Here is a 22,168-nt window from a genome sequence, read left to right on the forward strand (position 1 = left end):
AGTTGCCACCCAGATTTGGCACTAAAAAAAGATTATTTTGACCCCGAGTACAGATATTCCAGGTCTTGGGGAGATAATTGTTTAGAAAGATCGATCGACCGCACCGTTCGGTCGGTCTGCTCATTGGTAATCGGACCGATCGCTAACAAGTCTGTTCTTGGATGGGCCAGCACATAGGCGTTGAGCATCTGATCAACGGTATAACTGGTTCCATATTTTTGATTAAACACTTCAGTAAAAGTGACGACCCGATGCCATCGAGCTTCATTTTCGGATGTAAAGATCGAGTGGTAGACATTCTTCCAATAGGGGTCACCTTTAAGGAATTTGTCATAAGCATGGGCCTTGGCGTTCTCCCACTGCGGGGCCGGCTTGTCCAAAATACTGAAGCCGCCAAGAGGAGAATAGGGCATGATTTTGATTCCTTTTTGGAAGTTGGGATCCATCATTTCTTGATGGGTGACTTGTACTCCCAAAGCATGGATGGATCTTTTGCTCATTTCAAACAAAGAAAAATAGGGGCTGTTAATAGTTGGGCGTATCAAGTTGGGCTGAGCTCGGCTGATCTGCACGGATTGGTCAACCCTATCCGCCACCCAGTTTGACCAACCCATCATCCACGCCTTGCTGCGGATTCGGCTATCTGACAGGGACTCCATGATTGTTTTGACTGGTGTTTTCTTCCGTTTGACTGGGTCAAATTCCACCGCATCACCGTCATCTCGGTGCATGAGATAAACAGTGACTTCGCCGTTGAGGTTATTAAGGGTGTGGCCCATCTCCTCACTCACCCGCTCAACAATTTGCCCAGAGTCGCCAAAAAGCCTACTGGCGTAGGTCCCAGCAGGATAGTCACCTTGCTTAATGAGGCTCAGAGCTTGCCTGAGCTCTGCCGAGTGGCTACCGGGTGGAAAATTTTGCGACCAAAACAGGTCGAAGGGAAATCCACCCTTTGAAAGGACGTAAATATCCTTTGAGGGATGTTGCTTTCGCCTTTGCTCTCTCCACTTGCCAAGGCGATACTCCACACCGCCCACGTAGATAGGCGATGTATCAAAGAAGTTAATCCCTAAGTCGGCTGCGTGATCTAAAACTTCAAAAGCCTTGGCGTCGGAGTACTCGGGCCAACCTGGATGCACCCAACCGCCCTGAATCAAATGATCAGTACCCATAACCAAGCGGGAGAAGTTCTTACAGTCGTTCTCGGCCCGACAGATCTTCACATACTCCATGGCCAAAGAGGCTGAGGAAACTAGTCCACTGAGGACCAAAGAAAACAAACGCAATCTCATGATTAAACCCCGGTTGAAGTCACCCACTTAATGAGAGTAGATTTACTCCTAGTTCCCAAGCTCCGCAACAGGGCCCGTGACCGCTGAAAAAGTTATCGGCCTACTTGATCCAACTGATGGGATTTAACTCCGATTTGTTGATTTCTAATTTGAACAGATCGGGACGGGAATAGTGACCACCAATATCCATGGATCTTCGGGCATCGATGACGGCGCCCAAATCATACTCGGAATAGAGAATTCCTTTTTCCTTATTCATGGGGCCTGCAGCCTCGGGACCAAATGGCCGGTAGAGAACCGCATCGCCATTGGATAGCCAGTCTTCTGGATCAGGAAAGACTTCGTTTCTGTGGGGCACATCTTCGGGAATATCCTTTGCCTGAATCGCAGTTGAGCAACCTGCCACCCAACATCCACCCTCGCGGGCAATGTGTCTTAGAGTTCCCAACCATGATTCACCACAATCCCAAGTCGGAGCCAGATAAAGCTCAACGCCTTGGGCGTAAAGAGCGTAGCGGGACAAAGGCATATAGTTTTCCCAGCAGATCAGAGTGCCGATTTTACCTGCAGGAGTCTGAACAACGTTTAGTCCTCTGGCATCTCCCCAGCCCCAAACCATGCGCTCTGGATTGGTAGGGATCAATTTTCGATGTACGTTTAAGATATTACCCTCCGGACAAATGATCGCGTATGAGTTGTAAAGAGTTGATCCGCTGGCCTCGGAGTTGATTTCATGAAAACCAACGGCCACAGTAATACCACTTTGTTTTGCTGCTCTTTGGATCCTGCCGAGCCCATCCTTGCCAAGGTCAACTGAGTTTTCAAATAGGCGATGGTGAAGATCCTTGGATTTTCCCATATCCCCACCCGGCTTGAGACGCCAAACCCAGGATGGATACCCAGGCAAATAGGCTTCGGGAAACATCACCAAGTCCGCGCTATTGCGCGCAGACTCAGCTATCTGATCGCAGACCTGTTCTATGGTACGCGCGAGATTAAGCAACACTGGTGGACTTTGAACAATTGCTAGCTTCTTCATTTGGACCTCACTTTGTTCCCACAGCAACTAAGACTTCACAAGGTCCTTCAAATCGGCCACCCTGTTCGAACTGTCGCAGCTGATCTTCGATTTCCTGCCAAATATCATCTTTTTCCACGTCCGAAGCTGAGGATAACATTTGATGTAAGGCTCCAAATGACTCCTGTTCAAACTGCAAACACTCAGCTGCCGACGAAAGGCGCACAGGGGCATCAATGGCCACGACTTTTACGTCTTTAAAACCAGCATCGACAAAGGCCTTTTTAAGAACCTCTTTGTTTCCCAAACTAAAGGGACCAGGTTGTCCGGGAAGTGGCGCGGGCAGATTTGCCCTTTTGCGAATAATCGATACCGGCAGGGAAAAGAAACCATTTTTTTCAGCAGTCGAGTAGACGACCGCCCCAATCTTTCCACCTTCTTTGAGTTGCTTTCTCATACCTTGAAGCGCTTTTTGTTGGTCGGGAAAATATATAAGTCCCACTCTAGATATCACCGCATCAAAGAGTTCTGTCTCTAGTTCTGCCAGATGCTCACCGTCCATCTCCATCACATCGAGATTATTTAATCCCTCAAGACGAGCCGAAGACTTGGCAAACTTAAGAATCTTAGGTGACAAGTCAGTTGCAAGGACATAACCCTCAGACCCTACCCTTTTGGCGGCGGCGACACTTTGCTCACCAGCTCCGGCAGCCACATCCAAAACCCGCTTGCCCTCATTAAGATCACAGAGATCAAACATTGTTTGAGTCGCAGGGCCAAGCCATCTGGACAAGAGGGGTCCCCACCGGTGCCAGGCCTCAGCGGCTGAGTTCCATTGGGTTCGGGTGGTGGTTTTAAAGGCCTGGGGGTTAAAGGTATTAGGTGTGCTCACTTTTGATCTCCTTTGTTCGTTAGCGACTTTCCCAGTATAAGCTGTTGATTTTTGCTGACAATTGGCCAAATATCGAAAGCAGATGTGCATTTTTGCACAAAAATGGGCGGATTATCGATGCAATGGGACGATCTAAGGTTTTTTCTCGCCGTAGCTAAGACAGGCTCGATCAGCTCAGGGGCCCGGAAGCTGGATGTTCAACATTCCACAGTTTCACGCCGTATTCGTGCCCTGGAGCAACGACTTAAGACTAGGCTCTTGGAGCGGATACAAGGCGGGTATGAACTCACTCCGGCCGGAGAGCAGCTAAAGGCCATCGCTCAACGAATTGAAAATGAGATTTTTGAAGTCGACCAGGTATTGGATGACGAGATCAAACTCTCTGGTCCTCTTCGGGTGGCAACTCTGAATAACGTGGCCTCAACTGTTTTGATGCCTATCTTTAAAGAATTCTGTGAAAAACACCCCGATGTGGAGTTACACATCAACGTGTCTAATCAATACCTGAGCCTCTATCAACGTGAAGCTGATGTCGCGATTCGCCTAACCAATGAACCACCAGACACCCTGATTGGGACTCGACTGGTGACCGTCGCCTCAGCGGTCTATGGCAACAAAGAGTACCTTAAGCAATGCAAACAGGCTGGCCATGATCCGGAATGGATCGGCGTCACCTGCTGCAACTTCCACAAAACGTGGACCAAGCGTGAGTGTGGCAACCGCACTTTTAACTTCTACAGTGACGACACCATTCTCACCCTGGCCTCGATTCGTGAAGGCATGGGGCTTAGTTTTCTTCCCTGCTTTATGGGCGACAGCGATCCCCAGCTTGAGCGATTCATGGAACCAAACTCCGATGACGAAATTGGCCTTTGGCTTCTCTATCATCCGGATCTAAAAAACACCGTCAAAATCAGGGAATTTAAAAGTTTTATGGAGAGCGAGATCCAAAATTACAAACACCTGTTTGCTTAGCCTAAACCCAAAGGCTCCATGCCGGTGTCACCGCCATACTTGGGAAGATCATCTCTGCAATCGAGCCACTTGACGCGATCACTATAGTAAACGTGAGCCTTGGCTTGCTCCGCCATCTCTTGATCTACTGAGGCTCTAGTAAAATGAACTTCCCCGGGCCAGTTTGTAGAGCGAAAAAACAATTGGCTGCCACAGATACTACAAAATTGGCGCTCGGCCTCCATGGTAGATTTATAACAGGTGAGCTGGTCAGCACCGGAGATCATTTGAAACTGCTCCGCCTCTGACTTCACGCCACACCAGGTAACAAAGGCTGCACCATGGGCCCGCCTGCAAATGGAGCAGTGATCGTGGGCCACAAACTTGATGGGGCCTTGTACTTTATATTTAACAGCACCGCAAAGACAGCCCCCAGTATATTCATTCATTTTTTTACTTCTCGTTTCAGTTTTGAAAAAACCAAAGTGTCACGAAACCTGCCATTTTCGGCAGAGTCTTCTCTAAGAGTTCCATCGAGATGGTAATCAAGTCGCCTGGGAACTCCGGCTGACTTCAGATTGAGCGAAGAACAGCGGATTTCAACACGATTAAAGCCAATCTGAAAGCAGATGGTTTCCAATGCCTGTACCGCCGCCGACATGAGCCCCTGGCCTTCGAACTTTCCCAAGATCCAATAACCAATTTCACATTTGGCATTTTCCCAGGAGATCGAGTGAAGGCCGACATTGCCAATGTACTCCCCACTACCCAGCTTAAAGATGCTGTAATCGAACAAAGTGCCTTCGGCCCACTTCTCGTGAGTCATTTTTATGTAACCAATTTCGTCCTCAAGGGTCTGCGTGTACTCAACCCAGGGCAAAAACTCGCCCAATCGGGCCCTATCGGAATCCACGTACTCAAACATTGTTTGAGCCGTTTCCAAAGAGTGCCTTCTGAGCGCAACTCTTTCGGCCACAATTTCTTCCGGAAGTTTCCGAACTTTCATGCCACAAATCCTGTAGGGTGCCTATCTCACTTCACGAAGTGAGCCTCCCAGGGTCCAATGCCTGTGATCTGCATCACTGTTGGTTCAAGCGCCCATACAATATGCACAGCATCTCGCTTGTTAATGTAGTAGTCTCCGGGGCCAAATTTTTGGGCGGTTTCAAGTGTTGCGTCCACCCCAAAGCCGACGGCAGCCTTGCCACTCAAAAGAGTCACGCGTTCGTCTTTCGGGTGGGTGTGGGCCGGCATCACAAATGACTTTCCGAGCCTAAAGCGCACCGTGAACATATCGGGCTTCTTGGGATGCCCCTCCAAAACAAACATTTCGCAATCTTTGGGCAAATTCGGAGGACAGGGCTTCCACTTGATCTCGCCCTCAATCACCCGATGTTGAATCACACCCTCAGGGAAATCGACCACACCAATCGTCTTATGGGCACACCCCGTCACCAACAAGGCCAACAACAAACCCGCTAAATATCTCACTTGGACCTCTCCCCTAAAATTGAACAATTGGACTCGATTGTGTATCTGGGAACTTTGTCAGGTCAAGCGACGTCGCCCGGCACCCACAGAGAACTCATTGATTCGATCACGCCGCCTAACTCCGCTTTAGCTGCTGAATAATGCGATCCAATTGCGACAAAAACTGGGAACGATCCGTCTTCGTCATAGCACTGGGTCCCGTTCCCTTGGACCCCAAATCACGGAGGTGAATATTGAGGTCGCGCTGAGCCAGAGCCGAGCCAATGTTCTCCTCATCCAATTCCCGGCCTTTAGGTCCCAAAACCCGAGCCTTCTTCTCGATGCATCTCTGAGCTAATAAAATGTCCGAGGTCACCAGAATGTCTTTCTCTTGGATATTCTCAGCAATCCAGTCGTCGGCGGCATCAAAGCCACCGGAAACCACTTCCATTTGAATGTTTGGATCTAGAGGTATGTTGATATACTGGTTGGCTACGACAAAGATTTTGAGCCCATAACGTCCCGCTACCTTATAGGTTTCTTCCTTAACTGCACAGCCATCCGCATCAATGAAGACGTCTAACAATTAGCCCTCCTTGGGTGCCAATGTGTTTTTTTAAAGGCAATTTGGACTCATCTTAGGCCCGACAGCGGATGTTGGCAACCACCTGTCTAGGGATTGGCCAGGTCTCTAGCCCCGCGATTTGGTCAGGGGGAAGAACTGAATATTCAGCTGGTAGATGCCATCTCCCCTCTCATCATCAAGGAGATCCAAAAACTTATCTTCGAACTCGTTGATGAGCTCCTTCGCCCTCTCAATTTGCCTTTCTGAAAACGCCAGGGTAACGCCCTTAATTGCGCGGCGATCAATACTAACCTCACGAACAGATTTTTTGGCATTCTCCATCATTTGTTCGTGAAATCGCTTGATTCCCTCGTCCACCACCTCTGATGTGGTTTCCACATTGGAAGCACTCACCCGAAGACGACCCAGAGAGTCTCTATAGATCAAACCCAGTTCAAGAAGGCTGGTGAGGGTTTCCATCGCAACTTCGGGTGCAATCCTGACCTGTAGACGTCCAGCAATCCAATAGGGATTTTCCTGAAATTCGGGGAGACGAACCAGCTCTCTAATTGCAAAGTGATACCAGTTCGACGTTGCAAAGAATGTTTTTGAATCTAGTAGGCTATAACCATTGTATAGGCTCTTTTTCTCCATTTTTTCCATGAGCAGAACTGACAAACGAGGGTTGTCGGTCAGCTTCTGCAGGCGCACCAGATCAAAAAAATAATCTCGCTCGCTCTGGCTAAAGTCGAAGTAATCAGCCAACTTCTCAACAAACTTCGGGCCCGGCAGCCTTTGCCCACGAACTACCATCGTCAGGGCTGAAGTGCTAGCCAAGCCAAGCTCTTTTGACCAAGCCGTATAGCTCCAAGATGGATCATGAAGTTTGACCTCTTCAAAGTGGCACCTGAGGAACTCCCTAAGATCTTTAAATGAGAACACTCTGTTTTGTTGAGGCTGTACCCCTGTGTTTTTTATATCCATACTCGTCTCAAAACAAAAAGCCCAATCGATGGAGGTGTTTCTTAACCTCACCAGAAGAGGCCTCAAAAAAGTCCTGGCTATGGAAGTAACGATTCACATCTCGCACTATGTGTACGTCGCAACTGTCGGTTTGCCAAATCCCACCAATTTCCTGCCGACAGACCCTGTCCCATAGCCACTCATGAATCATCAAAAAAGAATACTGCTGGGGCTGGTCTTCCCGAAGATTCATAACCATTGTTCTCGGGTAGTAGTACTGAATTTGTGCGATTTTGGGCGGGACACTCCCCCAGATCGTACGAATCTCACGCCGAACCGCCTGGTAAAGAAACTTCTTCAGGGCGGTGGTGGTTCCAACCGCAGTTTTGGTGGCCGCGGGGGACAAAGGGGACCCAGTTCCACCGGCGATTCATCTAATGGCATTGATTCCCCAGGCCCATCGACTAACCCTCCCGTGGCCGTCGCCGGTGGTGGCAATGCGACAACAGACGACTCATCGTCCTCCTCGAGTAGCTCCGCCAGTAGTGGTTCAAGCTCTTCTACAAATGATCAGGAGCCAGTGGGACAGGCGACTTCGAATTTGTGGTGGCTAACCGACGTGGAGAAAATTCTGACCTTGGATTATTCAGACCCTGATGGTGACGAAGCCTCCGAGTGTCAGGTGCAAAGCCTGTCCAACTTGGTCGAGTCCACGGCCTGCTCTTGTCTGGCTGGCATTTGCACAGTTGGATTGACTAGTACTCCCGGCTACAGCGGGATGGCCTCGTTTGAATTTTCTGTGGTAACCAACTCTCTGGAAAGTGAATTCGTCGCCAATTCCGTGGAGCTCATACTGGCGGGCGGGCCTTTTCCAGGGACGTTTGAAGACCCATTAAACGCATTAAATTATTCATTCAGTGCCGGAAGCCTTAATTGGAGTTCTGACTGGATTGAGAGCGGTGAGGCCGATGGAGCCATGGCGGGCATTGTTCAGATCAACAACAAAGCCGGTCCCGGGCCCGTTGAGTGTAGCTCGGGTAACTGCCTGCGTATTGGCGATAATAGCCTCTCTGTCACTGGCACCTATAGTCTAGAACGAAAGATGAATCTCATTGGCGCAAGCACTGCCAGCCTGGGCTTTGACTGGCGCCGAGATAGCGCTTTTGGCTATCTGTCGGCTTCGGACTTTCAAGTTGAGATTTCCAAAGACAATGGTGTGACCTGGACAACCATTTTTATTGTCTTGTCAGGGGGCTCAGATGGCTCAATGACCACAGAAAGCATCGACATCTCCAACTAGATTTCACCCTACACAATTATTCGCTTTTCCACTGGAAGCCCGGGGTTAATTGACGGCTACATTTACTTTGACGATGTCGTGGTTACCGCACTGCCCTAGGCCTAGGCAGCGAACGAGGTTTTTGAATCGTTTGATCCACTATCTCTCGGTAGACTGACGACAAAACAGGTATTGGGGCAGGCATGATCTAAGAAGATCTCCCCGTTGTGGTTTTCGATAATTCCTTTGGAAATACTCATTCCAAGGCCCGTCCCCTGACCAACATCTTTGGTGGTGAAAAAAGGCTGAAAGATCTTCTCGGCAATCTCTGGTTGGATACCCGAGCCGCTGTCGATCACTCGAATTTGAACCCGACTGGCATCTGCTAGGATTTGAAGCTCAATCCATTTCTCCGGCAAGCTCCCTATGGCATCCGCCGCATTGACCAACAAGTTGAGGAGAACCTGGGATAGCTGAGTTCCCTGTCCCCTTACAAGTATGGGAACCTCCGGCGAGGTGTATCGCAATTCAATTCCGCCGTCTCGAAGTCGGTGCTTACAGAACTGCAGGGTGTCCCGGATCACCTGGATAATGTCAACCTCATCAAGAGTGTCGGTATCGTCCTCGCGGGCAAAACTTAAAAGCCCACGAATGATATCAGCGATTCTTCCGGTGGTTTTATCGATCTGTTCCGCAATGGATCGGACTGTTTCTCCCTCTTTGGACTTGATCTGCTTAGAGGTGTCGTAAAGCTCATCGACATCCAGCTGAATCACCGCCAAAGGGTTATTGATCTCATGAGCAATACCACTGGCCATTTCACCAAGCGCCGCCATCTTTGCCGACGACACAATCTGTGCCTGCTGATCCAGAATACGCCTTTGTTGATCGTATCTTTCTGTCACGTCGGAGAAGGAAACAATAAATGCCGCCTTGCCAGTGAAGTGCCTGGGGGGCAAGGGATGGGAGTTCAACTGAAGCCAATTCAGTGGCGAAGATCCGCCAATCTCATAGCCAAATACGTAATTCTTAAGGATCATGTTTTTGGAAACGAGTGGGCCCATCTTGCTCTCTGGGAATGAACACAGAGATTTGTCTTCACGAACAATGACCGAAAACACCTGGTCAATACTGGTGTTTTTAAACTCCTCTGTTGTGAGATTTAAAAACTTCTCCGCACTGCGGTTATGGAGAATAACTTTTCCATTGGCGGTACAAACCAAAATGGCTTCACCAAGATGACCCAGGAGGTACTTGTGAAGCACCTCGCTGGTTTCGACCACCTCCTCAACCTGGGCCTTCCGGCGAAACAGGGAGGAGGACAAGACAATGAGGCCCAAGACAGCCACATAAAGCCCAAAGAAGGACCAGTTCCTGTCAAAAAGGGATCCAATGAGGCGGCCCTCTTCATCTCCCGATGCTTCTTGAACGGCATTGGCTTTTTCTGACAACATGAGGCTTAGATTCTGCAGCGCCACCAGGCGTTTGTTAAAATCATCTGGGTCCAAACTGGGCTTATTCTTGATATCTGCCAAGACCTCAAGCCCATCCACCTCCCCTTCTGAGTCCCTAAGTCTCTCTTCGATGTAGGTGGCCATTTCTGCAATTTGATCCTGGGGAATGTTGGCAGTTTTGCTGTGATTGAGGACCAGTAAAGTGATGAGCTTTTCTACGAGTGATTGAGTCGAGAGATGCTTTTGCACCTGGCCCCGATACTCAAAGGCCTGTGTCAGTGAGTCCAGGACCCCTTGCTGATTCTGGCGATTGGCGTGCACAAGCCATCCAAGGCCCGACAGGACCATTGTCGCAAAAAATACGGAAATAATGTTCGCTTTGCGCACATTCATGGTTTCGTTTCGGACGAAAACAAAACAATGTTGAATTAGTTGACGTGTGAGATGCCTATCAAATCTTTTTTAGACTGCAGATGGGCAACAGGGTGGAATTCCCCTCAATCCAGATAGCCATTTGCATCCAAAAAAGTAGATAGGCACCCGAGCCCTGGCCAGCTCCCCGACTTTGCGATAGGCTTGTGTCTATGAAAAAAGTCTTAATTGCCATTGGCGCGCTTGTTTTGGTTTTAGTCGTAGGTGGATTGTTTTTGCCCAACAAATACACGGCCTCTGCGACTTATGAGTTCAAACATTCCAAGGAGAGACTTCACGGCCTCATTGGAAACCTGGAAACTTGGCGGGAGTGGGGCCCGTGGATGGAAGACGATCCGGGAATGAAGATCGAACTGATTGGCCCAAGTGGAGTGGGCGCCAAGCAAATTTGGACCAGCCGCAAGGCGGGCAACGGAAGTCTGACCTTTACGAAATGGGACCCTGAAAGTGGAATCACCTACGACCTGGAGTTTGATGGCTGGCCCCGAGCCACCGCCGGGTTTGAGTACCAGGATATTGAAGGCGGAGTTCGCGTCCACTGGTCAATGGACGGCAAGGTCGCAGTCCCAGTCATCGGCGGATACCTAGCCTTGTTCTTTAAGAAGATGATCTCTTCCTCATTCGAGCAGGGGCTTAAGAACATCGACAACGTACTGAGCAAGAATGAGAACAACAACTGACAGTCGGGCTTTCAATCCATCTTTCCTGGTGATTCTCCAAGCGTAACACAAATCTGAAGTAGGGTGAAGACCCGGGGACTCGAAATCCCGAGCATCCATTGACCATCGCATCCAAAAGGGATGATAGACACCTAAACCATGGCACTTCGACTCGACTTCAACTAAGATTCGCCTGTGCACGTCCTTAATGAATCTCACATTTTGCTGTTTCTGCTTCAGGTATCGGTGTTGCTGGCCCTGGCCCGCACTCTAGGAGTGTTGTGTGAAGAGGTGCGCATTCCGGCAATTGCTGGAGAAATCATTGCCGGTGTGCTTTTAGGCCCTACAGTATTTGGCCGGATCGCACCCGAAGCACAGACTTGGCTTTTTCCCCATGACAACATCCAAAACACCATGTTGGAAACCGTCTCCTGGTTAGGCGTGTTTTTCCTCTTACTGGCATCGGGCTTTCATGTAAACGTCAGGCAGGCTTTGCGAAGCGGAACCACGGCCCTTTCCATTGGCATCATCGGTGTATTAGTTCCTATAGGAATTGGCGTGATCAGCTTCTGGGGACTAGATCCAAGTTATCACGGCCAAGGCGCGAGTGGGCTTTCGTTTACCCTCTTTTTGTCGGTAGCGGGCTCCATTACAGCCATCTCTGTTGTCGCCCGGGCACTTGGCGACCTGGGGCTGGCTGGCTCCAAGGAAGGCGGCCTGGCCTTATCTGCCTGTGCGGTTAACGATCTCTTCGGCTGGCTTTTGTTCACCGTGGTTATTTCACTCTCGACTGGTGATGCCATCGACTTTATTCATTTGGTCACGACCTTTCTGTCGACCTTGGGATTTGTTGCCATTTGTATCGCTGTGGGTGCTCCCACGATCAGTGCCGCTGCTCGCATCATTCATCGCACATCCCTTCCAGATGAGATGGCTTTTCAAACCCTCATTGTCAGCGCTGGCCTGCTGTGTGGAGCCGTGACTCAGTGGCTGGGTATTCACGCAATTTTAGGGTTTTTCTTAGCCGGCACCATGGTTGGTAGTGCTAAAGGCGTTGGCGATCAAATGCGCCAGAGCTTTTCAGATACCGTACATGCCGTGTTTGTTCCGCTGTTTTTCGCCACCATCGGGCTCAATATTGATTTTGTCACCGGGATGGAATTTGGAATTACCGCCTTGTTCATGGCCGTGGCCGTAGGGGGCAAATTCATCGGCGCCTGGATCGGAGCCCTCCTTGGCAAACTCGACAATTCCCGCTCAGTGCTGATGGGCCTGGTGTTTGTTCCCGGTGGAGCCATGGAGATTGTTGTCGGAGCCCTGGCGATGGAACTACAACTCATTGATCAGCGCGTATTCGTGGCCATCGTATTTGCAGCCCTCGCCTCAAGCATCATTGCAGGACCTGCGGTCAGCGCATGGGCCCACCGACTGGGTATCGGCAAAGCATCTGCTGCCCAGCCCAGTCCCAACTAGTTCCAGGGCTTTAACTGAATGACACCAAAATAGAAGTATTCCCTGAGAACGATATCAGGCTTGAAGTGGCAGTAGGCTTTAAAGACCCGACTTGGAGTTACCTCTGATACAACATCAAAGACAGCGTTCTGGCACTTCTCTAAGGTGGCCTTTTTCTCTCCGGCCTCTTTGGTCGAAAAAGTCATCTTCACAATAGGAAGACCTTCAATAATCGGAAAGTCGGCCGAGCCCTTATCTCGTTCATGATAAACGGGGATTTCACCGGGACCAGCATAGGTGACTGCTCCAACCTTGGGCACTAACAAACCAATAACTATAAGTGTGCTAATTATTTTGATCGTTTCCATATGAAATCCTACCTGGTTGATCATCCATGGGCCAGACCTATTTTTAGACGGAGCATGATGGCGCTCCATGAGCGCGACACTTTCGGTTAGGTGCCTAACCCAGCCAAATAAAAAAGCGCCTCTATAAAGAAGCGCTTTTGTTTTAAGCCCCACCAACAAGTGAGGCTCGGTGTTTATCTGTGTTCGATTACTTACAAAATGGAGCGTCGGGCATGATCTGGCAGAGAGCTTCACAAAGAGCGGGATCGCCGAGAGGACAATCGCCTCCTCCACCACCGCCGCCGCCACCGCCACCGGAGGACTGGCCGACATAGATCTTGTAAGAAGAGGCCTGGTTGCCGTTAGCGTCTTTCACAGAGACGGTGGTTTCACCCTTTGCCACACCAGTCAGCATACCGCTCGCATCGATAGTTGCGACCCCAGTGTCTGAGCTAGCGAAGGTCAAAGGTGCTACGCCGTTTCTGGCCGAGAAGGCAAGTTTGTCGCCAACTGCAAGAGTTTCTGCGAAGGGAACAACATACATCTTTTTGTCTAGCAGAGCTGTCATTGCCGCTCCGGCATCCACACGGCAGTCACAAGCTGTTTCAATGCCGACCTTGGCTGCTGTTGACTGAATCAGTGAGCGAACCTCAACACCGGTCATGGTGGGGTCCTGAGCCAAAAGCAGAGCCACAACTCCGGACACCAATGGCGTTGCCATGGAAGTTCCGGATAGGTTGCCGTATTTGTTGTTGGGAAGGGTGCTCATAATGCCTTCACCTGGAGCCGCTACGTCCACCGTGTGCTTACCGTAGTTGGACCAACTGGGCTTTTTGTCACCCTCTCCACTGGCTGCAACCGAGATCATGTTGGGCGTGTTGGCATTGGCTGGGAACACATCTGTACGATCGTTAGACTTCCCATCATTGGCGGCCGCCACCACAAAAATGACTCCAGCCTTGTCAGCTCTTTCCACTGCTTCAATAAGTGGCTTCGCCTGAGACCTGGGAACTGCGGCTCCCCAGCTGGCAGAAATCACGCGAGCTCCCTTTTCGATGGCGTAGTCAATGGACTTGATCCCCGCCATAAGGTCTCCACCGCCATCGGCGCCAAGAAAACGAATCGGCATAACCGAGACTTCAGGGCTCAGACCGATAATTCCCCCGTCAGCCAGGCCAGATGCGCCTAAGCTTCCTGTACAGTGAGTACCGTGTCCGGGGTTGCGGCCAACGATGTCCATTGGATCATTGTCGTTATCTTTAAAGTCATAACCAGGAATCATATTGGCCCGGAGAGATTCGTGATTGTAATCCACACCGGTGTCAATGACGGCAACAATCACGTTCTTGCTACCTCTGTTGCCGGCCTTTTGCCAAGCTTGCTCAGCGTTTACCTTAACGTTGGCCCATTGTTTTTTAAGAGCCATGGGTTCAACCGGAGTGGTGATCGCGCGAAGCTTGAAGTTCTTCACCACATACTCAACGTTGCTGTTCTGTCTGAGAAGTTTTAGAGCCTCTTGCTCTTGAGAGTCTTCAATATTAACTTTCGTCAGCCCGGCAACGGAGTGAGTCTCCATCACACTGAGTCCCACCAGGTTTGAGAACGTCATCATTTTCTGAGACTTCTGCTTCACAATGTATTCGCCCGCCAACGATCCGCTAGCGAAAAAAAGTGCTATCACTGCCAAAATCAATCTTTGATTCATAATCCACCCTCCTTAGTGGTTCCAAAATGGGAACACCTGATCCAACCATGGTCCAGCGTCCTTCGCCAAATTTTTTGTGATAAACCCCTGAAGTAAGGTGCGCGTCGGGTCCTTGGTCCGTATCACCAGTGATACAACCTAGACCTTTTTTGCCCGAACCTAGCCTGACGTCTAGGTCGTGAGTTGAGGTGCCACCCCCAGACCAAGTGTTTTTGAAAATTGAATTTGAAGAGGCTTTGTCCGGATGTTGCCGCCTAATTAGGTTTTATCCTCGATTTAGCTCTGCCGTGCTTAGTCCCCGTTTTATCATGAATTCTATCGCATCATTTGCATTAATATGTTCAATTTCGATTTCCGGGTGAGAATCTTTGAAAACCCTGAAAACCTCATCGACAAAGGCTTGCCCTACGGCGCTTATGCCTTTGAAATCCAAAATCACGTGGTTGAATTTTTCAATTCCTTTTAGAATTCTTTTTGCCTGAGATCGAGAGACAAACCGTTCATCACCCAACTTACTAAATTGAACCAATATATGAGTTTTGTCGAAGGCTTTGGTTTCGGGGTTTTGATAGTGATCGAAAATATCTTGAAGGTCTCTTTTTGAGTTCTTCATTATCTCCATTGTGACTATCGTGCCTTTACCCTTAGAATTTTCCCGATCCTCAATAAACCAATCATCCTGGGAGTTATCCCTAACATACAATAGGCCGTTCGAATATATCGTGAAGACATCAAAAGCTCTGGAACTAAAAAAGATTCCTTCACCACTGTGGTAGTCGGGAGCCGTCGTAAATTTTCCTTTGATCAAATGTAGAACGGACTCTCTGATGTCCTCCAGGTTTAAATATTCCTGAATTTTTCTAAACACGCCAATTCCGTCGTCTGTAATTGTGAGCTCGATTTTTTCAGCATCAACTCCGACATCTACCTTGATTTTTTTGCCCTCTGAGTGATCTACGGCATTATTAAAGATCTCCCCAAAGCCATAGTAGCAGATGTCTTCAACTCCTTTGTCTATGCCCTTAAATGTCGACGATAAGCTATCATCCCAGACTTTGTGCTCTTCGGGATGCTCTACTATTTTGAACACAAGCTCCTTGTTGAGAGCTCCCGCGAGGTAGTACCTTGCCCCCCTTTTTGCTCCCGTCTTTATCAGCTTTTCATTGTTGATGAGTGTATTGATGTGCCTGTGAACCGTCGTCCTCGTGACGCCAAACTTTCTTTCGACCACCTCAACCAGGTCAGAGGGATGTTGCGCAACTGACGTCAGGATAAACTCTCTAATTTTCTCAGCCCTGTCTTTACCCACTGACTCAGTCCTTTTATCGGTTTTGTAACTATCGATACTCTCATTTATAACGGTCTAGACCACTTTTATCAACTAGTTATTTAAATTTTAAGACCTAGTTTTAAATATATGGTAACTGTCCGTGTGAGTATTTATAACTATCTGCTCATCGGCGACCCGGCAGCATCCAGTCAGGCCGATTAAACCCCCAAAAGCCATCCTCAATAGTACATAAAATATTGGAATTATGTATTTTTTCCAGATTTCGCCACCGATTGGCCATTCAAAGAGCGATCACAAACAAAGGCTGGGATCGAGGTGTCAGATTTAACACTATATGGATAGATATAAACAACTAGTTCTATAGGTCAAGCCCCCCCTTGCTCAAAAAGGCCCGACTGCCATGCCCAGTTTAAGCGGGGGGCACCACTCCCCTTCTCCGCCTGGAGCCAGGCGCCTAACGTCTTATGACCTAGCAGCCTCGATAAGTTGTGTGGTTTTTGCAGAGCGGGACTAGTTCACCTTTTTCATTGCGCTTGTAAAGACCATAGTTGTCGGTCAGCTTTCCCTGTTCGTTGCCAATAAAGTACACTTCCCCGTCAGCCATAAAGGCGCTTGTCGGCACAACTCGAAAGTCATCCTCCCAGCCAATCTGGTCGCCGTAATAATTGAATTGCCAAGTCAGCAAGAAGTTCCCACATGCTCCAAAGAACTTGCGAACCTTTTGCCCTGCTGGTTCACTTCTAGAGATCATAACGTCCTTAGGTCTCAGGCTAACTAGAGCCTCCTTTGCCCCACCAATTGAACGCCGGTCCAGGATCTCCGCATCGGGAATGCTTGTATTGTCTTCAGGCAGCCAAATTTTTTGATCGCCAGCCTTCTCACCTTCTTCTTTTGGAGGGCCACCAATCCTCCATAGACCCTCGGCCACCATTACCGTTGGGTGAGTGTGCCAGTGCCCTATATCGGACACCGGCCTCAAGGGTCGAACAATAAGATATCGCATCGTGATCTTCTCATTCCCAACCCTTAAGTCAGAAGGATCGTGAACCTCCAAGCGGCCAACTAAGTCTGCATAGGTAACTGACCCGACCCCCTCAAACTTGACCACCTAGAGTCGAGCGATTAGAGGAGGGTATATGGGAAAACGAGGCAAAAGATACACATCAGAACAGATCATCACCAAGCTTCGGGAGGCTGAAGTCCTGCAAAGTCAGGGTGCCTCTCAGGCACGGATCTGCAAGCAGCTAGGCGTTGCTGTGGACACATACATCCGTTGGCGAAAAGAGTACGGCGGGATGCGAGTCGATCAAGCTAAACGCCTGAAAGACCTGGAAAAAGAGAATCAGCGTCTTAAAAAGCTAGTTGCAGATCTCGCTCTCGACAAGGCAATGCTCGAAGAGGTTAACAAGGGAAACTTCTGAGCCCGGCGCGGAAGAGGCAGGCAGCGGCAATGCTTGTTGAGCGCTTCTCCACTTCTGAACGTCGGGCCTGTAAGGTTTTGGGACTTCATCGCAATACAAAGCGCTACCAGCCAAAAGAAGATAGGGTGAACCGTGAGGTCACCCCCAGGATCATCCACTATGCCGGTGAATATGGCCGCTATGGATACAAGCGAGTGACTGCCCTAGTTCGCGCCGAAGGCTTCAAGATCAATCACAAAAGAGTTTATCGCATTTGGCGACAGGAAGGCCTTAAGGTCCCGGAAAAACAGCCAAAACGAAGTCGTCTGTGGTTCAACGATGGCTCCTGCATTAGGAAACGGCCCGAGTACAAGAACCATGTCTGGTCCTACGACTTTGTTCACGACTACACCTATGACGGAAGGCCCATAAAGATGCTCACAATCCTCGACGAGTTTTCCCGTGAAAGCCTCGCCATTGTTGTAAACCGGAAACTTAACTCACTCGATGTGTTAGAAACACTTGCAGATCTTTTTGTTCAGCGAGGAGTGCCAAAGTACATTCGATCAGATAACGTACTAAATGAGATGGCAAGTTAAAAGTTTAGACAAAGCTCCGCCGTTTGCGGCATCCATTCCGCGAAGAATTCAGAAATCATATCTCACCCGGCTTCCGAACCTGAATGAAAAATGCTTCTACCATAGTGACACAAGGTCGGATGTTATCCGCCTTCACTGTACTTAAAACGAAGTTTAATCTCAGCCGGAAGACCCAAGCATTGTCTACGAGGTCGGTTTATGAGACCGCCTCCACGGCCCGTTGTGAGCGGGTTTTTCCGGTGAGCACAGGCTCGTAAAATGGCCTGTAAATAGTTTGTTCCTTTATCAATTTAAAAATAACTCGTGCCAGCTTTGCGGTCACAGCAGTGTATGCGCGCCGCTTTAGATCGCTATTGGTGGGGTCTGCTTTGACATAGCGATTAAATTTGTCTCTGAAAGTGTTCTCGCGTAGCCGAAGCGCGACTGTTGCCGCAATCCAAAGCGCTGACCTGAGTCGAGCGTTTCCCCGTTTGGAAATTGAAGATCGTCCTCGAAAAAGACCAGATTGTTGAGTAGAAAGATCTAGGCCGCAGAATTTTAAAAACTGCTTCTCGTGATGAAAACGTCGAAGATCTCCAGCTTCCGCTAATATAGTAAGCGCGATGATTGGGCCAATGCCGGGAACTGATCGAAGTATCTGGTAGTCGCGATTGTCTTTTAACTTTTTGTGAGCGATCTTCTCGAGCTCATCTCGCTTTTTGCAAAGCCTCAGATGTTCTTCGAGCATCATTCGAAACATCTGGACAACATTTGACTCCAAAGAAACGGGAACTCCGATGCTTGACCGAGCACACTCATAGAAGTCGGCGAGGATCTCGCCTTTCCCCTGTTTTGATGATAGCAATGCTCGAGCCGAATCAACGAAGGTCGATCTTTCAATCGCGGTCACTGCAGCGGGTGTGGGATATACTGAAAGCAAACGGCCGAACCATCCGGCACGACTTGAACCAAAGAACTTCTCTGCCTCAGGAAAATAGATGGGCAGGTAGTGATTAAGAATACTGTGTTGAAGTCTCGTCTTCCGCAAGGAGATCTGAAAGTGAGAATTTGAAAGCTCTTGGAGATCATTATTGCCTCGAAGAACTGGGTCATGAAATACAGTTGAGATATGATTACGCAGAAGATGAATCATCACTTGAGCATCTTTTGGGTCATTTTTGTCCCAAGTACTGTGGAGCGCTTCTCTCGTTCGTGCAACGGCAAGCGACGATATTAGCCGAACATCGAAGCCTGAAGTTTGTAGGTAGTAAGCAATCGCTCGGTGGTAGTCAGCTGTAGGTTCGAAACCAATCGTGCATGGCAAAGAAAACCCTCGTAAGCGGTCAGCCAGGTCATCAAAATCCTCCCGACAGTTGCGTACGGTTAAGCGCAGACGTCGCCCCTCGGGGGTCTCGATGAGAATGTCATGCTTGTACTTGGCTATATCTATTGCTACCAAAACCTTTAAATCCTGATTAGACTGTTGTTGCATTATTTAAAGCTCCTCTTCGTTGAATTTGCGTTGTAAGCAAACCAAGTTTACGTGGAGGAGCCCTTCCTGACTACTTGCATCTTGAGGTACTACGGTCCGGAATTTATTGCCAAGAGGTTGCAGGACTGGTTCCAAAAACTTAGCGTCAGTCCATTGTTTATAACTCCGGGAAGCCCGTGGGAAAACGGATACATAGAATCGTTTAACGGCAGGCTGCGCGACGAGCTTTTAAACGGCGAGCTGTTTTATACCTTGAAGGAGGCTCAAGTTTTGATTGAAAAATGGCGAAGGAATTACAACACTGTTAGGCCTCATAGCAGCCTAGGTTACAGACCACCAGCTCCTGAGGCATTAACACTTGCTATGTAAACCGCTCGACTGTATGTGGTGCAAAGAGTGGGGTCCGGTCACCTTTAGTCACAGGGACTAATAGCATATCTAGAAGAACGTCTAGGTTTACTTGTGCATCTGGAGTTACCATAACTCATTTTCGGAAATGCTAATTGGAAAGTCATATGCAGTTGTCGGAAATATTGGAGATAAGCCTCGTAAAATTTGCCTGACTTTTGGCCGATAGCTTAGTGTTAAGGAACCATTTTTAGGAGCAACAGTGGCAATACCCAGCTTTAGATCATTTTTAAGACCCGTCCTTGAAATCATGGCAGAGATAAACGAAGTTTCTAATCCGAGGGCAAAGCTGGTTCCTATTGTAAAAGAGAAGATGGGCTTTAGCGATGAGGAAGCCGCTGAAAGGTTGGAGTCTGGCGGTAATAGACTTCAAAATCGTGTTGGATGGGCGTTAACCTACCTTAAGAAATCTGGGCTAATCGAGTCACCAAAAAGAGGCGTGGCCACAATCACTGAGTCTGGACGTAATTTTCTTAACGAGCATGACGGCCCGATCTCACCAAAAGATCTCGAAGTATTTCCTGGTTATTTGGAGTTTAAAGCGGGAAATAAAAACAACGAAAAAAATGGCTCAGCTGAACCTGAAACAGATATTGATGAAATCGATCCAGAAGAAAAAATTAATATGGGCTTCAAAGAAATTAAAAACTCTGTGATTGATGAACTTCAAGAGAAGCTACTTGAGCTTACCCCCACGCAGTTTGAAGAACTCGTATTGAATCTCATTCAGGCCCTAGGCTATGGCATTCAAACAGGGAAAATCGAGCACACAGGCGGTTCTGGCGACTTTGGGATTGATGGCATTGTCCACTTAGACAAACTTGGCCTCGACAAGATATACCTTCAGGCTAAAAGATATAAACCATCCAATAAAATCAGCAGCTCCGAGATTCAAAAGTTTTTTGGAGCCTTAAAAGGAAGACATGCTTCTAAAGGGATCTTCCTTACTACATCCTCATATCAACCGAGTGCCCTGGAATACGCTCAAACTGTCTCCGATACACTGGTTTTACTTGATGGCCGCCAAATAGCCGAGCACATGATCGATGCAAAAGTGGGCGTATCTGCAAAGAGAAAAATCATAATCCCTGAGATAGACAACGACTATTTCGATAACTAAAAGTTCAGTCAGCACACTCATAAGTTATTGATATCTCTAGAATTTCAAATTTTCTTTACCCAGGCGGTTGGCCCCTAAAACAGTGAGACTTGCATCTTGAGTCATGGTGCGCCATAACCCGGTCTGAGACCGGAAAAGGAGCACACAAGATGAAGAAGAGGTACACAGAAGAACAGACAATTGCGGCGGTTAAAAGGCTTGAAGCCGGCATGTCGGCAAAAGAGCTCAGCCGAGAATTGGGCGTCAGCCAGCAGACCCTCTACCACTGGAAGAAGAAGTTTGGCGGCATGGACGTATCGGAGGCTAGGCGCTTGAAGGAGCTTGAGGCTGAGAACGCAAAGCTTAAGCGCATTGTGGCCGACCAGGCCTTAGATATCGTCATGCTCAAGGATGTGAACTCAAAAAAGTGGTAAGGCCCAGTGAGAGCCGGGCCGAGGCGAAGTACTTGGTGAACAAGTACAGTAAGCCTGTGGCCCGTATTTGCCGTCTTCTGGGCCTGTCCGTGTCGACATACAACTATCAAGAGAAGGCCAAAGATGATGGACCTATTCGAGAGAAGTTTGAATCTCTTGTTGAAGACCATCGAAGGTTTGGACATCCAAGACTTTTTGTAATGATGAAGCGAGACATGCCTGGGGTAAACCACAAGCGCACACGAAGGATCTATAGAGAAATGGGACTACAAATAGGTCGAAGAAAAAGGAAAAAACTTGGCAGTCGTGGGCGACTGCCAGCAACCACTGCGTCGGCACCCAACGAGATCTGGGCCATTGATTTTATGTTCGATTACATCGAGTCAGGTCGAAGACTCAAGGTGCTTACAACAGTTGACGAATTTGCCAAGGAGTCGCCCGGAATACTTGTAGACCATTCTATACGCGGCGTGGACGTCACAGCTTTTCTGGATCATCTAGCATGTGGTAATTATCCGAAAGTCATTCGCATCGATCAGGGTACAGAGTTTACGTCTCGCGCAATGCTCGACTGGGCGTACAGGCACGGGATCACTCTTGAATTCACCAGAGTTCGAAAGCCTAATCAGATTATCGAATCATTCAACTCTCGTGTAAGAGACGAGTGCCTCAATGAGCACGCATTTTTTAGCCTAGAGGATGCCAGGCAAAAGATCGATGCCTGGCACTGGAAGTACAACAACATCAATCCGCATTCGGCATTGGGGATGAAATCTCCAGTGGAGTTTGCAAAAGAACGGGAAAGTATGTTAGCAAGTTAACGCCACCTGACTCAGGATTTTTGACTCACAGAATCTTGGGCCAACCGCCAATGTGCCCGATTTATCCTGTGGTACCCCCGGGTATCTTGAAAACTGGAGAATTGCGCTCCTTTGGGTTCACGGAGGGCTGCCGCATAAGCGTTACTCATTTTACAAAACAAAA

The 22,168-nt window shown here is 48.7% G+C and carries 24 protein-coding genes and 1 pseudogene; 10 read left to right on the top strand and 15 right to left on the bottom strand.

Annotation, left to right across the window (positions count from 1 at the left end):
- Positions 1-32 precede the first annotated feature (32 nt).
- The 3 genes from H6624_12660 to H6624_12670 form a co-directional block, all read right to left on the bottom strand.
- On the bottom strand, positions 33-1,292 hold the full coding sequence (locus H6624_12660) for an aldo/keto reductase (protein ID MCB9085196.1): 1,260 nt from the start codon (positions 1,290-1,292) through the stop codon (positions 33-35).
- A 100-nt stretch (positions 1,293-1,392) separates the two neighbouring features.
- Positions 1,393-2,331, bottom strand: coding sequence for a carbon-nitrogen hydrolase family protein (locus H6624_12665; protein MCB9085197.1), 939 nt, complete (start codon positions 2,329-2,331; stop codon positions 1,393-1,395).
- 7 nt (positions 2,332-2,338) lie between these two features.
- Positions 2,339-3,292: a class I SAM-dependent methyltransferase gene (locus tag H6624_12670; GenBank protein MCB9085198.1), complete on the bottom strand. Its 954-nt coding sequence runs from the start codon at positions 3,290-3,292 to the stop codon at positions 2,339-2,341.
- 27 nt (positions 3,293-3,319) lie between these two features.
- Here H6624_12670 and H6624_12675 point away from each other — a divergent pair, with 27 nt between their 5' ends.
- Positions 3,320-4,177 carry a LysR family transcriptional regulator gene (locus H6624_12675; GenBank protein ID MCB9085199.1) on the top strand — a complete coding sequence of 286 codons (858 nt, stop codon included), beginning with the start codon at positions 3,320-3,322 and terminating at the stop codon, positions 4,175-4,177.
- Here H6624_12675 and H6624_12680 read toward each other — a convergent pair.
- The 6 genes from H6624_12680 to H6624_12705 all read right to left on the bottom strand — a co-directional run bounded on the left by H6624_12680 (position 4,174) and on the right by H6624_12705 (position 7,407).
- Positions 4,174-4,605: a GFA family protein gene (locus tag H6624_12680; protein MCB9085200.1), complete on the bottom strand. Its 432-nt coding sequence runs from the start codon at positions 4,603-4,605 to the stop codon at positions 4,174-4,176. The two genes, H6624_12675 and H6624_12680, sit on opposite strands and share 4 nt — an antisense overlap.
- Positions 4,602-5,162 carry a GNAT family N-acetyltransferase gene (locus H6624_12685; GenBank protein ID MCB9085201.1) on the bottom strand — a complete coding sequence of 187 codons (561 nt, stop codon included), beginning with the start codon at positions 5,160-5,162 and terminating at the stop codon, positions 4,602-4,604. Before H6624_12685 ends, H6624_12680 begins: the two co-directional genes overlap by 4 nt.
- 26 nt (positions 5,163-5,188) lie before the next feature.
- Complete coding sequence (locus H6624_12690) at positions 5,189-5,647, bottom strand: cupin domain-containing protein (GenBank protein ID MCB9085202.1); 459 nt, start codon at positions 5,645-5,647, stop codon at positions 5,189-5,191.
- Between the two features lie 115 nt (positions 5,648-5,762).
- The gene (locus tag H6624_12695; GenBank protein MCB9085203.1) at positions 5,763-6,212 is read right to left on the bottom strand and encodes a YaiI/YqxD family protein; all 450 of its coding nucleotides are present in this window, start codon (positions 6,210-6,212) and stop codon (positions 5,763-5,765) included.
- Positions 6,213-6,317: 105 nt separating this feature from the next.
- Positions 6,318-7,175, bottom strand: a complete 858-nt coding sequence (locus tag H6624_12700; GenBank protein ID MCB9085204.1) for a TIGR02147 family protein — start codon at positions 7,173-7,175, stop codon at positions 6,318-6,320.
- Between the two features lie 7 nt (positions 7,176-7,182).
- A complete protein-coding gene (locus tag H6624_12705) occupies positions 7,183-7,407 on the bottom strand; it encodes a hypothetical protein (protein ID MCB9085205.1) in 225 nt (74 codons plus the stop codon).
- A gap of 30 nt (positions 7,408-7,437) precedes the next feature.
- Between H6624_12705 and H6624_12710 the strand changes: the two genes are divergently transcribed.
- Entirely contained in the window at positions 7,438-8,454 is a 1,017-nt protein-coding gene (locus H6624_12710; GenBank protein MCB9085206.1) for a hypothetical protein, read from the top strand.
- 101 nt (positions 8,455-8,555) lie between these two features.
- Here the strand turns inward: H6624_12710 and H6624_12715 are convergent, their stop codons facing one another.
- The gene (locus H6624_12715) at positions 8,556-10,280 is read right to left on the bottom strand and encodes a GHKL domain-containing protein (GenBank protein ID MCB9085207.1); all 1,725 of its coding nucleotides are present in this window, start codon (positions 10,278-10,280) and stop codon (positions 8,556-8,558) included.
- A 191-nt stretch (positions 10,281-10,471) separates the two neighbouring features.
- Here H6624_12715 and H6624_12720 point away from each other — a divergent pair, with 191 nt between their 5' ends.
- Together H6624_12720 and H6624_12725 are read left to right on the top strand one after the other, a co-directional pair.
- The gene (locus tag H6624_12720) at positions 10,472-10,999 is read left to right on the top strand and encodes an SRPBCC family protein (protein ID MCB9085208.1); all 528 of its coding nucleotides are present in this window, start codon (positions 10,472-10,474) and stop codon (positions 10,997-10,999) included.
- Positions 11,000-11,173: 174 nt separating this feature from the next.
- Positions 11,174-12,451: a cation:proton antiporter gene (locus H6624_12725; GenBank protein MCB9085209.1), complete on the top strand. Its 1,278-nt coding sequence runs from the start codon at positions 11,174-11,176 to the stop codon at positions 12,449-12,451.
- On the opposite strand, the gene H6624_12730 is transcribed toward H6624_12725, so the two are convergent.
- The 4 genes from H6624_12730 to H6624_12745 all read right to left on the bottom strand — a co-directional run bounded on the left by H6624_12730 (position 12,448) and on the right by H6624_12745 (position 16,776).
- Positions 12,448-12,798, bottom strand: a complete 351-nt coding sequence (locus tag H6624_12730; GenBank protein MCB9085210.1) for a hypothetical protein — start codon at positions 12,796-12,798, stop codon at positions 12,448-12,450. The genes H6624_12725 and H6624_12730 overlap by 4 nt on opposite strands.
- A 187-nt stretch (positions 12,799-12,985) precedes the next feature.
- Positions 12,986-14,482 (bottom strand): S8 family serine peptidase, encoded by a 1,497-nt coding sequence (locus H6624_12735; protein MCB9085211.1) that lies wholly within the window; start codon positions 14,480-14,482, stop codon positions 12,986-12,988.
- A 265-nt stretch (positions 14,483-14,747) separates the two neighbouring features.
- On the bottom strand, positions 14,748-15,791 hold the full coding sequence (locus H6624_12740; GenBank protein MCB9085212.1) for a DUF4325 domain-containing protein: 1,044 nt from the start codon (positions 15,789-15,791) through the stop codon (positions 14,748-14,750).
- 451 nt (positions 15,792-16,242) lie between these two features.
- A complete protein-coding gene (locus tag H6624_12745; protein MCB9085213.1) occupies positions 16,243-16,776 on the bottom strand; it encodes a hypothetical protein in 534 nt (177 codons plus the stop codon).
- A gap of 133 nt (positions 16,777-16,909) precedes the next feature.
- Here H6624_12745 and H6624_12750 point away from each other — a divergent pair, with 133 nt between their 5' ends.
- On the top strand, positions 16,910-17,194 hold the full coding sequence (locus H6624_12750) for a transposase (GenBank protein MCB9085214.1): 285 nt from the start codon (positions 16,910-16,912) through the stop codon (positions 17,192-17,194).
- 29 nt (positions 17,195-17,223) lie between these two features.
- Positions 17,224-17,772: an IS3 family transposase gene (locus tag H6624_12755; protein ID MCB9085215.1), complete on the top strand. Its 549-nt coding sequence runs from the start codon at positions 17,224-17,226 to the stop codon at positions 17,770-17,772.
- A 196-nt stretch (positions 17,773-17,968) separates the two neighbouring features.
- On the opposite strand, the gene H6624_12760 is transcribed toward H6624_12755, so the two are convergent.
- A complete protein-coding gene (locus tag H6624_12760; GenBank protein ID MCB9085216.1) occupies positions 17,969-19,243 on the bottom strand; it encodes an IS110 family transposase in 1,275 nt (424 codons plus the stop codon).
- A 93-nt stretch (positions 19,244-19,336) separates the two neighbouring features.
- Between H6624_12760 and H6624_12765 the strand changes: the two are divergent.
- The 4 genes and pseudogenes from H6624_12765 (at position 19,337) to H6624_12780 (ending at position 22,005) form a co-directional block, all read left to right on the top strand.
- Positions 19,337-19,612, top strand: a pseudogene (locus H6624_12765) (transposase).
- 241 nt (positions 19,613-19,853) lie between these two features.
- Positions 19,854-20,771 (top strand): restriction endonuclease, encoded by a 918-nt coding sequence (locus tag H6624_12770; GenBank protein ID MCB9085217.1) that lies wholly within the window; start codon positions 19,854-19,856, stop codon positions 20,769-20,771.
- A 149-nt stretch (positions 20,772-20,920) separates the two neighbouring features.
- Positions 20,921-21,184, top strand: a complete 264-nt coding sequence (locus H6624_12775) for a transposase (GenBank protein ID MCB9085218.1) — start codon at positions 20,921-20,923, stop codon at positions 21,182-21,184.
- Positions 21,178-22,005, top strand: a complete 828-nt coding sequence (locus tag H6624_12780; protein MCB9085219.1) for an IS3 family transposase — start codon at positions 21,178-21,180, stop codon at positions 22,003-22,005. Before H6624_12775 ends, H6624_12780 begins: the two co-directional genes overlap by 7 nt.
- The last annotated feature ends 163 nt before the right edge of the window (positions 22,006-22,168 follow it).

The organism is Pseudobdellovibrionaceae bacterium, from assembly GCA_020635075.1.
Classification (GTDB): Bacteria; Bdellovibrionota; Bdellovibrionia; order Bdellovibrionales; family UBA1609; genus JADZEO01.

What these genes read in the sequence shown, in the direction of transcription:
- H6624_12685 (MCB9085201.1), bottom strand. Translation starts at nt 5,162, where the DNA reads ATGAAAGTTCGGAAACTTCCGGAAGAAATTGTGGCCGAAAGAGTTGCG.
- H6624_12775 (MCB9085218.1), top strand. Translation starts at nt 20,921, where the DNA reads ATGAAGAAGAGGTACACAGAAGAACAGACAATTGCGGCGGTTAAAAGG.
- H6624_12705 (MCB9085205.1), bottom strand. Translation starts at nt 7,407, where the DNA reads ATGAATCTTCGGGAAGACCAGCCCCAGCAGTATTCTTTTTTGATGATT.
- H6624_12760 (MCB9085216.1), bottom strand. Translation starts at nt 19,243, where the DNA reads ATGCAACAACAGTCTAATCAGGATTTAAAGGTTTTGGTAGCAATAGAT.
- H6624_12715 (MCB9085207.1), bottom strand. Translation starts at nt 10,280, where the DNA reads ATGAATGTGCGCAAAGCGAACATTATTTCCGTATTTTTTGCGACAATG.
- H6624_12665 (MCB9085197.1), bottom strand. Translation starts at nt 2,331, where the DNA reads ATGAAGAAGCTAGCAATTGTTCAAAGTCCACCAGTGTTGCTTAATCTC.
- H6624_12735 (MCB9085211.1), bottom strand. Translation starts at nt 14,482, where the DNA reads ATGAATCAAAGATTGATTTTGGCAGTGATAGCACTTTTTTTCGCTAGC.
- H6624_12720 (MCB9085208.1), top strand. Translation starts at nt 10,472, where the DNA reads ATGAAAAAAGTCTTAATTGCCATTGGCGCGCTTGTTTTGGTTTTAGTC.
- H6624_12745 (MCB9085213.1), bottom strand. Translation starts at nt 16,776, where the DNA reads ATGCGATATCTTATTGTTCGACCCTTGAGGCCGGTGTCCGATATAGGG.
- H6624_12680 (MCB9085200.1), bottom strand. Translation starts at nt 4,605, where the DNA reads ATGAATGAATATACTGGGGGCTGTCTTTGCGGTGCTGTTAAATATAAA.
- H6624_12755 (MCB9085215.1), top strand. Translation starts at nt 17,224, where the DNA reads ATGCTTGTTGAGCGCTTCTCCACTTCTGAACGTCGGGCCTGTAAGGTT.
- H6624_12730 (MCB9085210.1), bottom strand. Translation starts at nt 12,798, where the DNA reads ATGGAAACGATCAAAATAATTAGCACACTTATAGTTATTGGTTTGTTA.
- H6624_12670 (MCB9085198.1), bottom strand. Translation starts at nt 3,292, where the DNA reads ATGCACATCTGCTTTCGATATTTGGCCAATTGTCAGCAAAAATCAACA.
- H6624_12675 (MCB9085199.1), top strand. Translation starts at nt 3,320, where the DNA reads ATGCAATGGGACGATCTAAGGTTTTTTCTCGCCGTAGCTAAGACAGGC.
- H6624_12750 (MCB9085214.1), top strand. Translation starts at nt 16,910, where the DNA reads ATGGGAAAACGAGGCAAAAGATACACATCAGAACAGATCATCACCAAG.
- H6624_12660 (MCB9085196.1), bottom strand. Translation starts at nt 1,292, where the DNA reads ATGAGATTGCGTTTGTTTTCTTTGGTCCTCAGTGGACTAGTTTCCTCA.
- H6624_12700 (MCB9085204.1), bottom strand. Translation starts at nt 7,175, where the DNA reads ATGGATATAAAAAACACAGGGGTACAGCCTCAACAAAACAGAGTGTTC.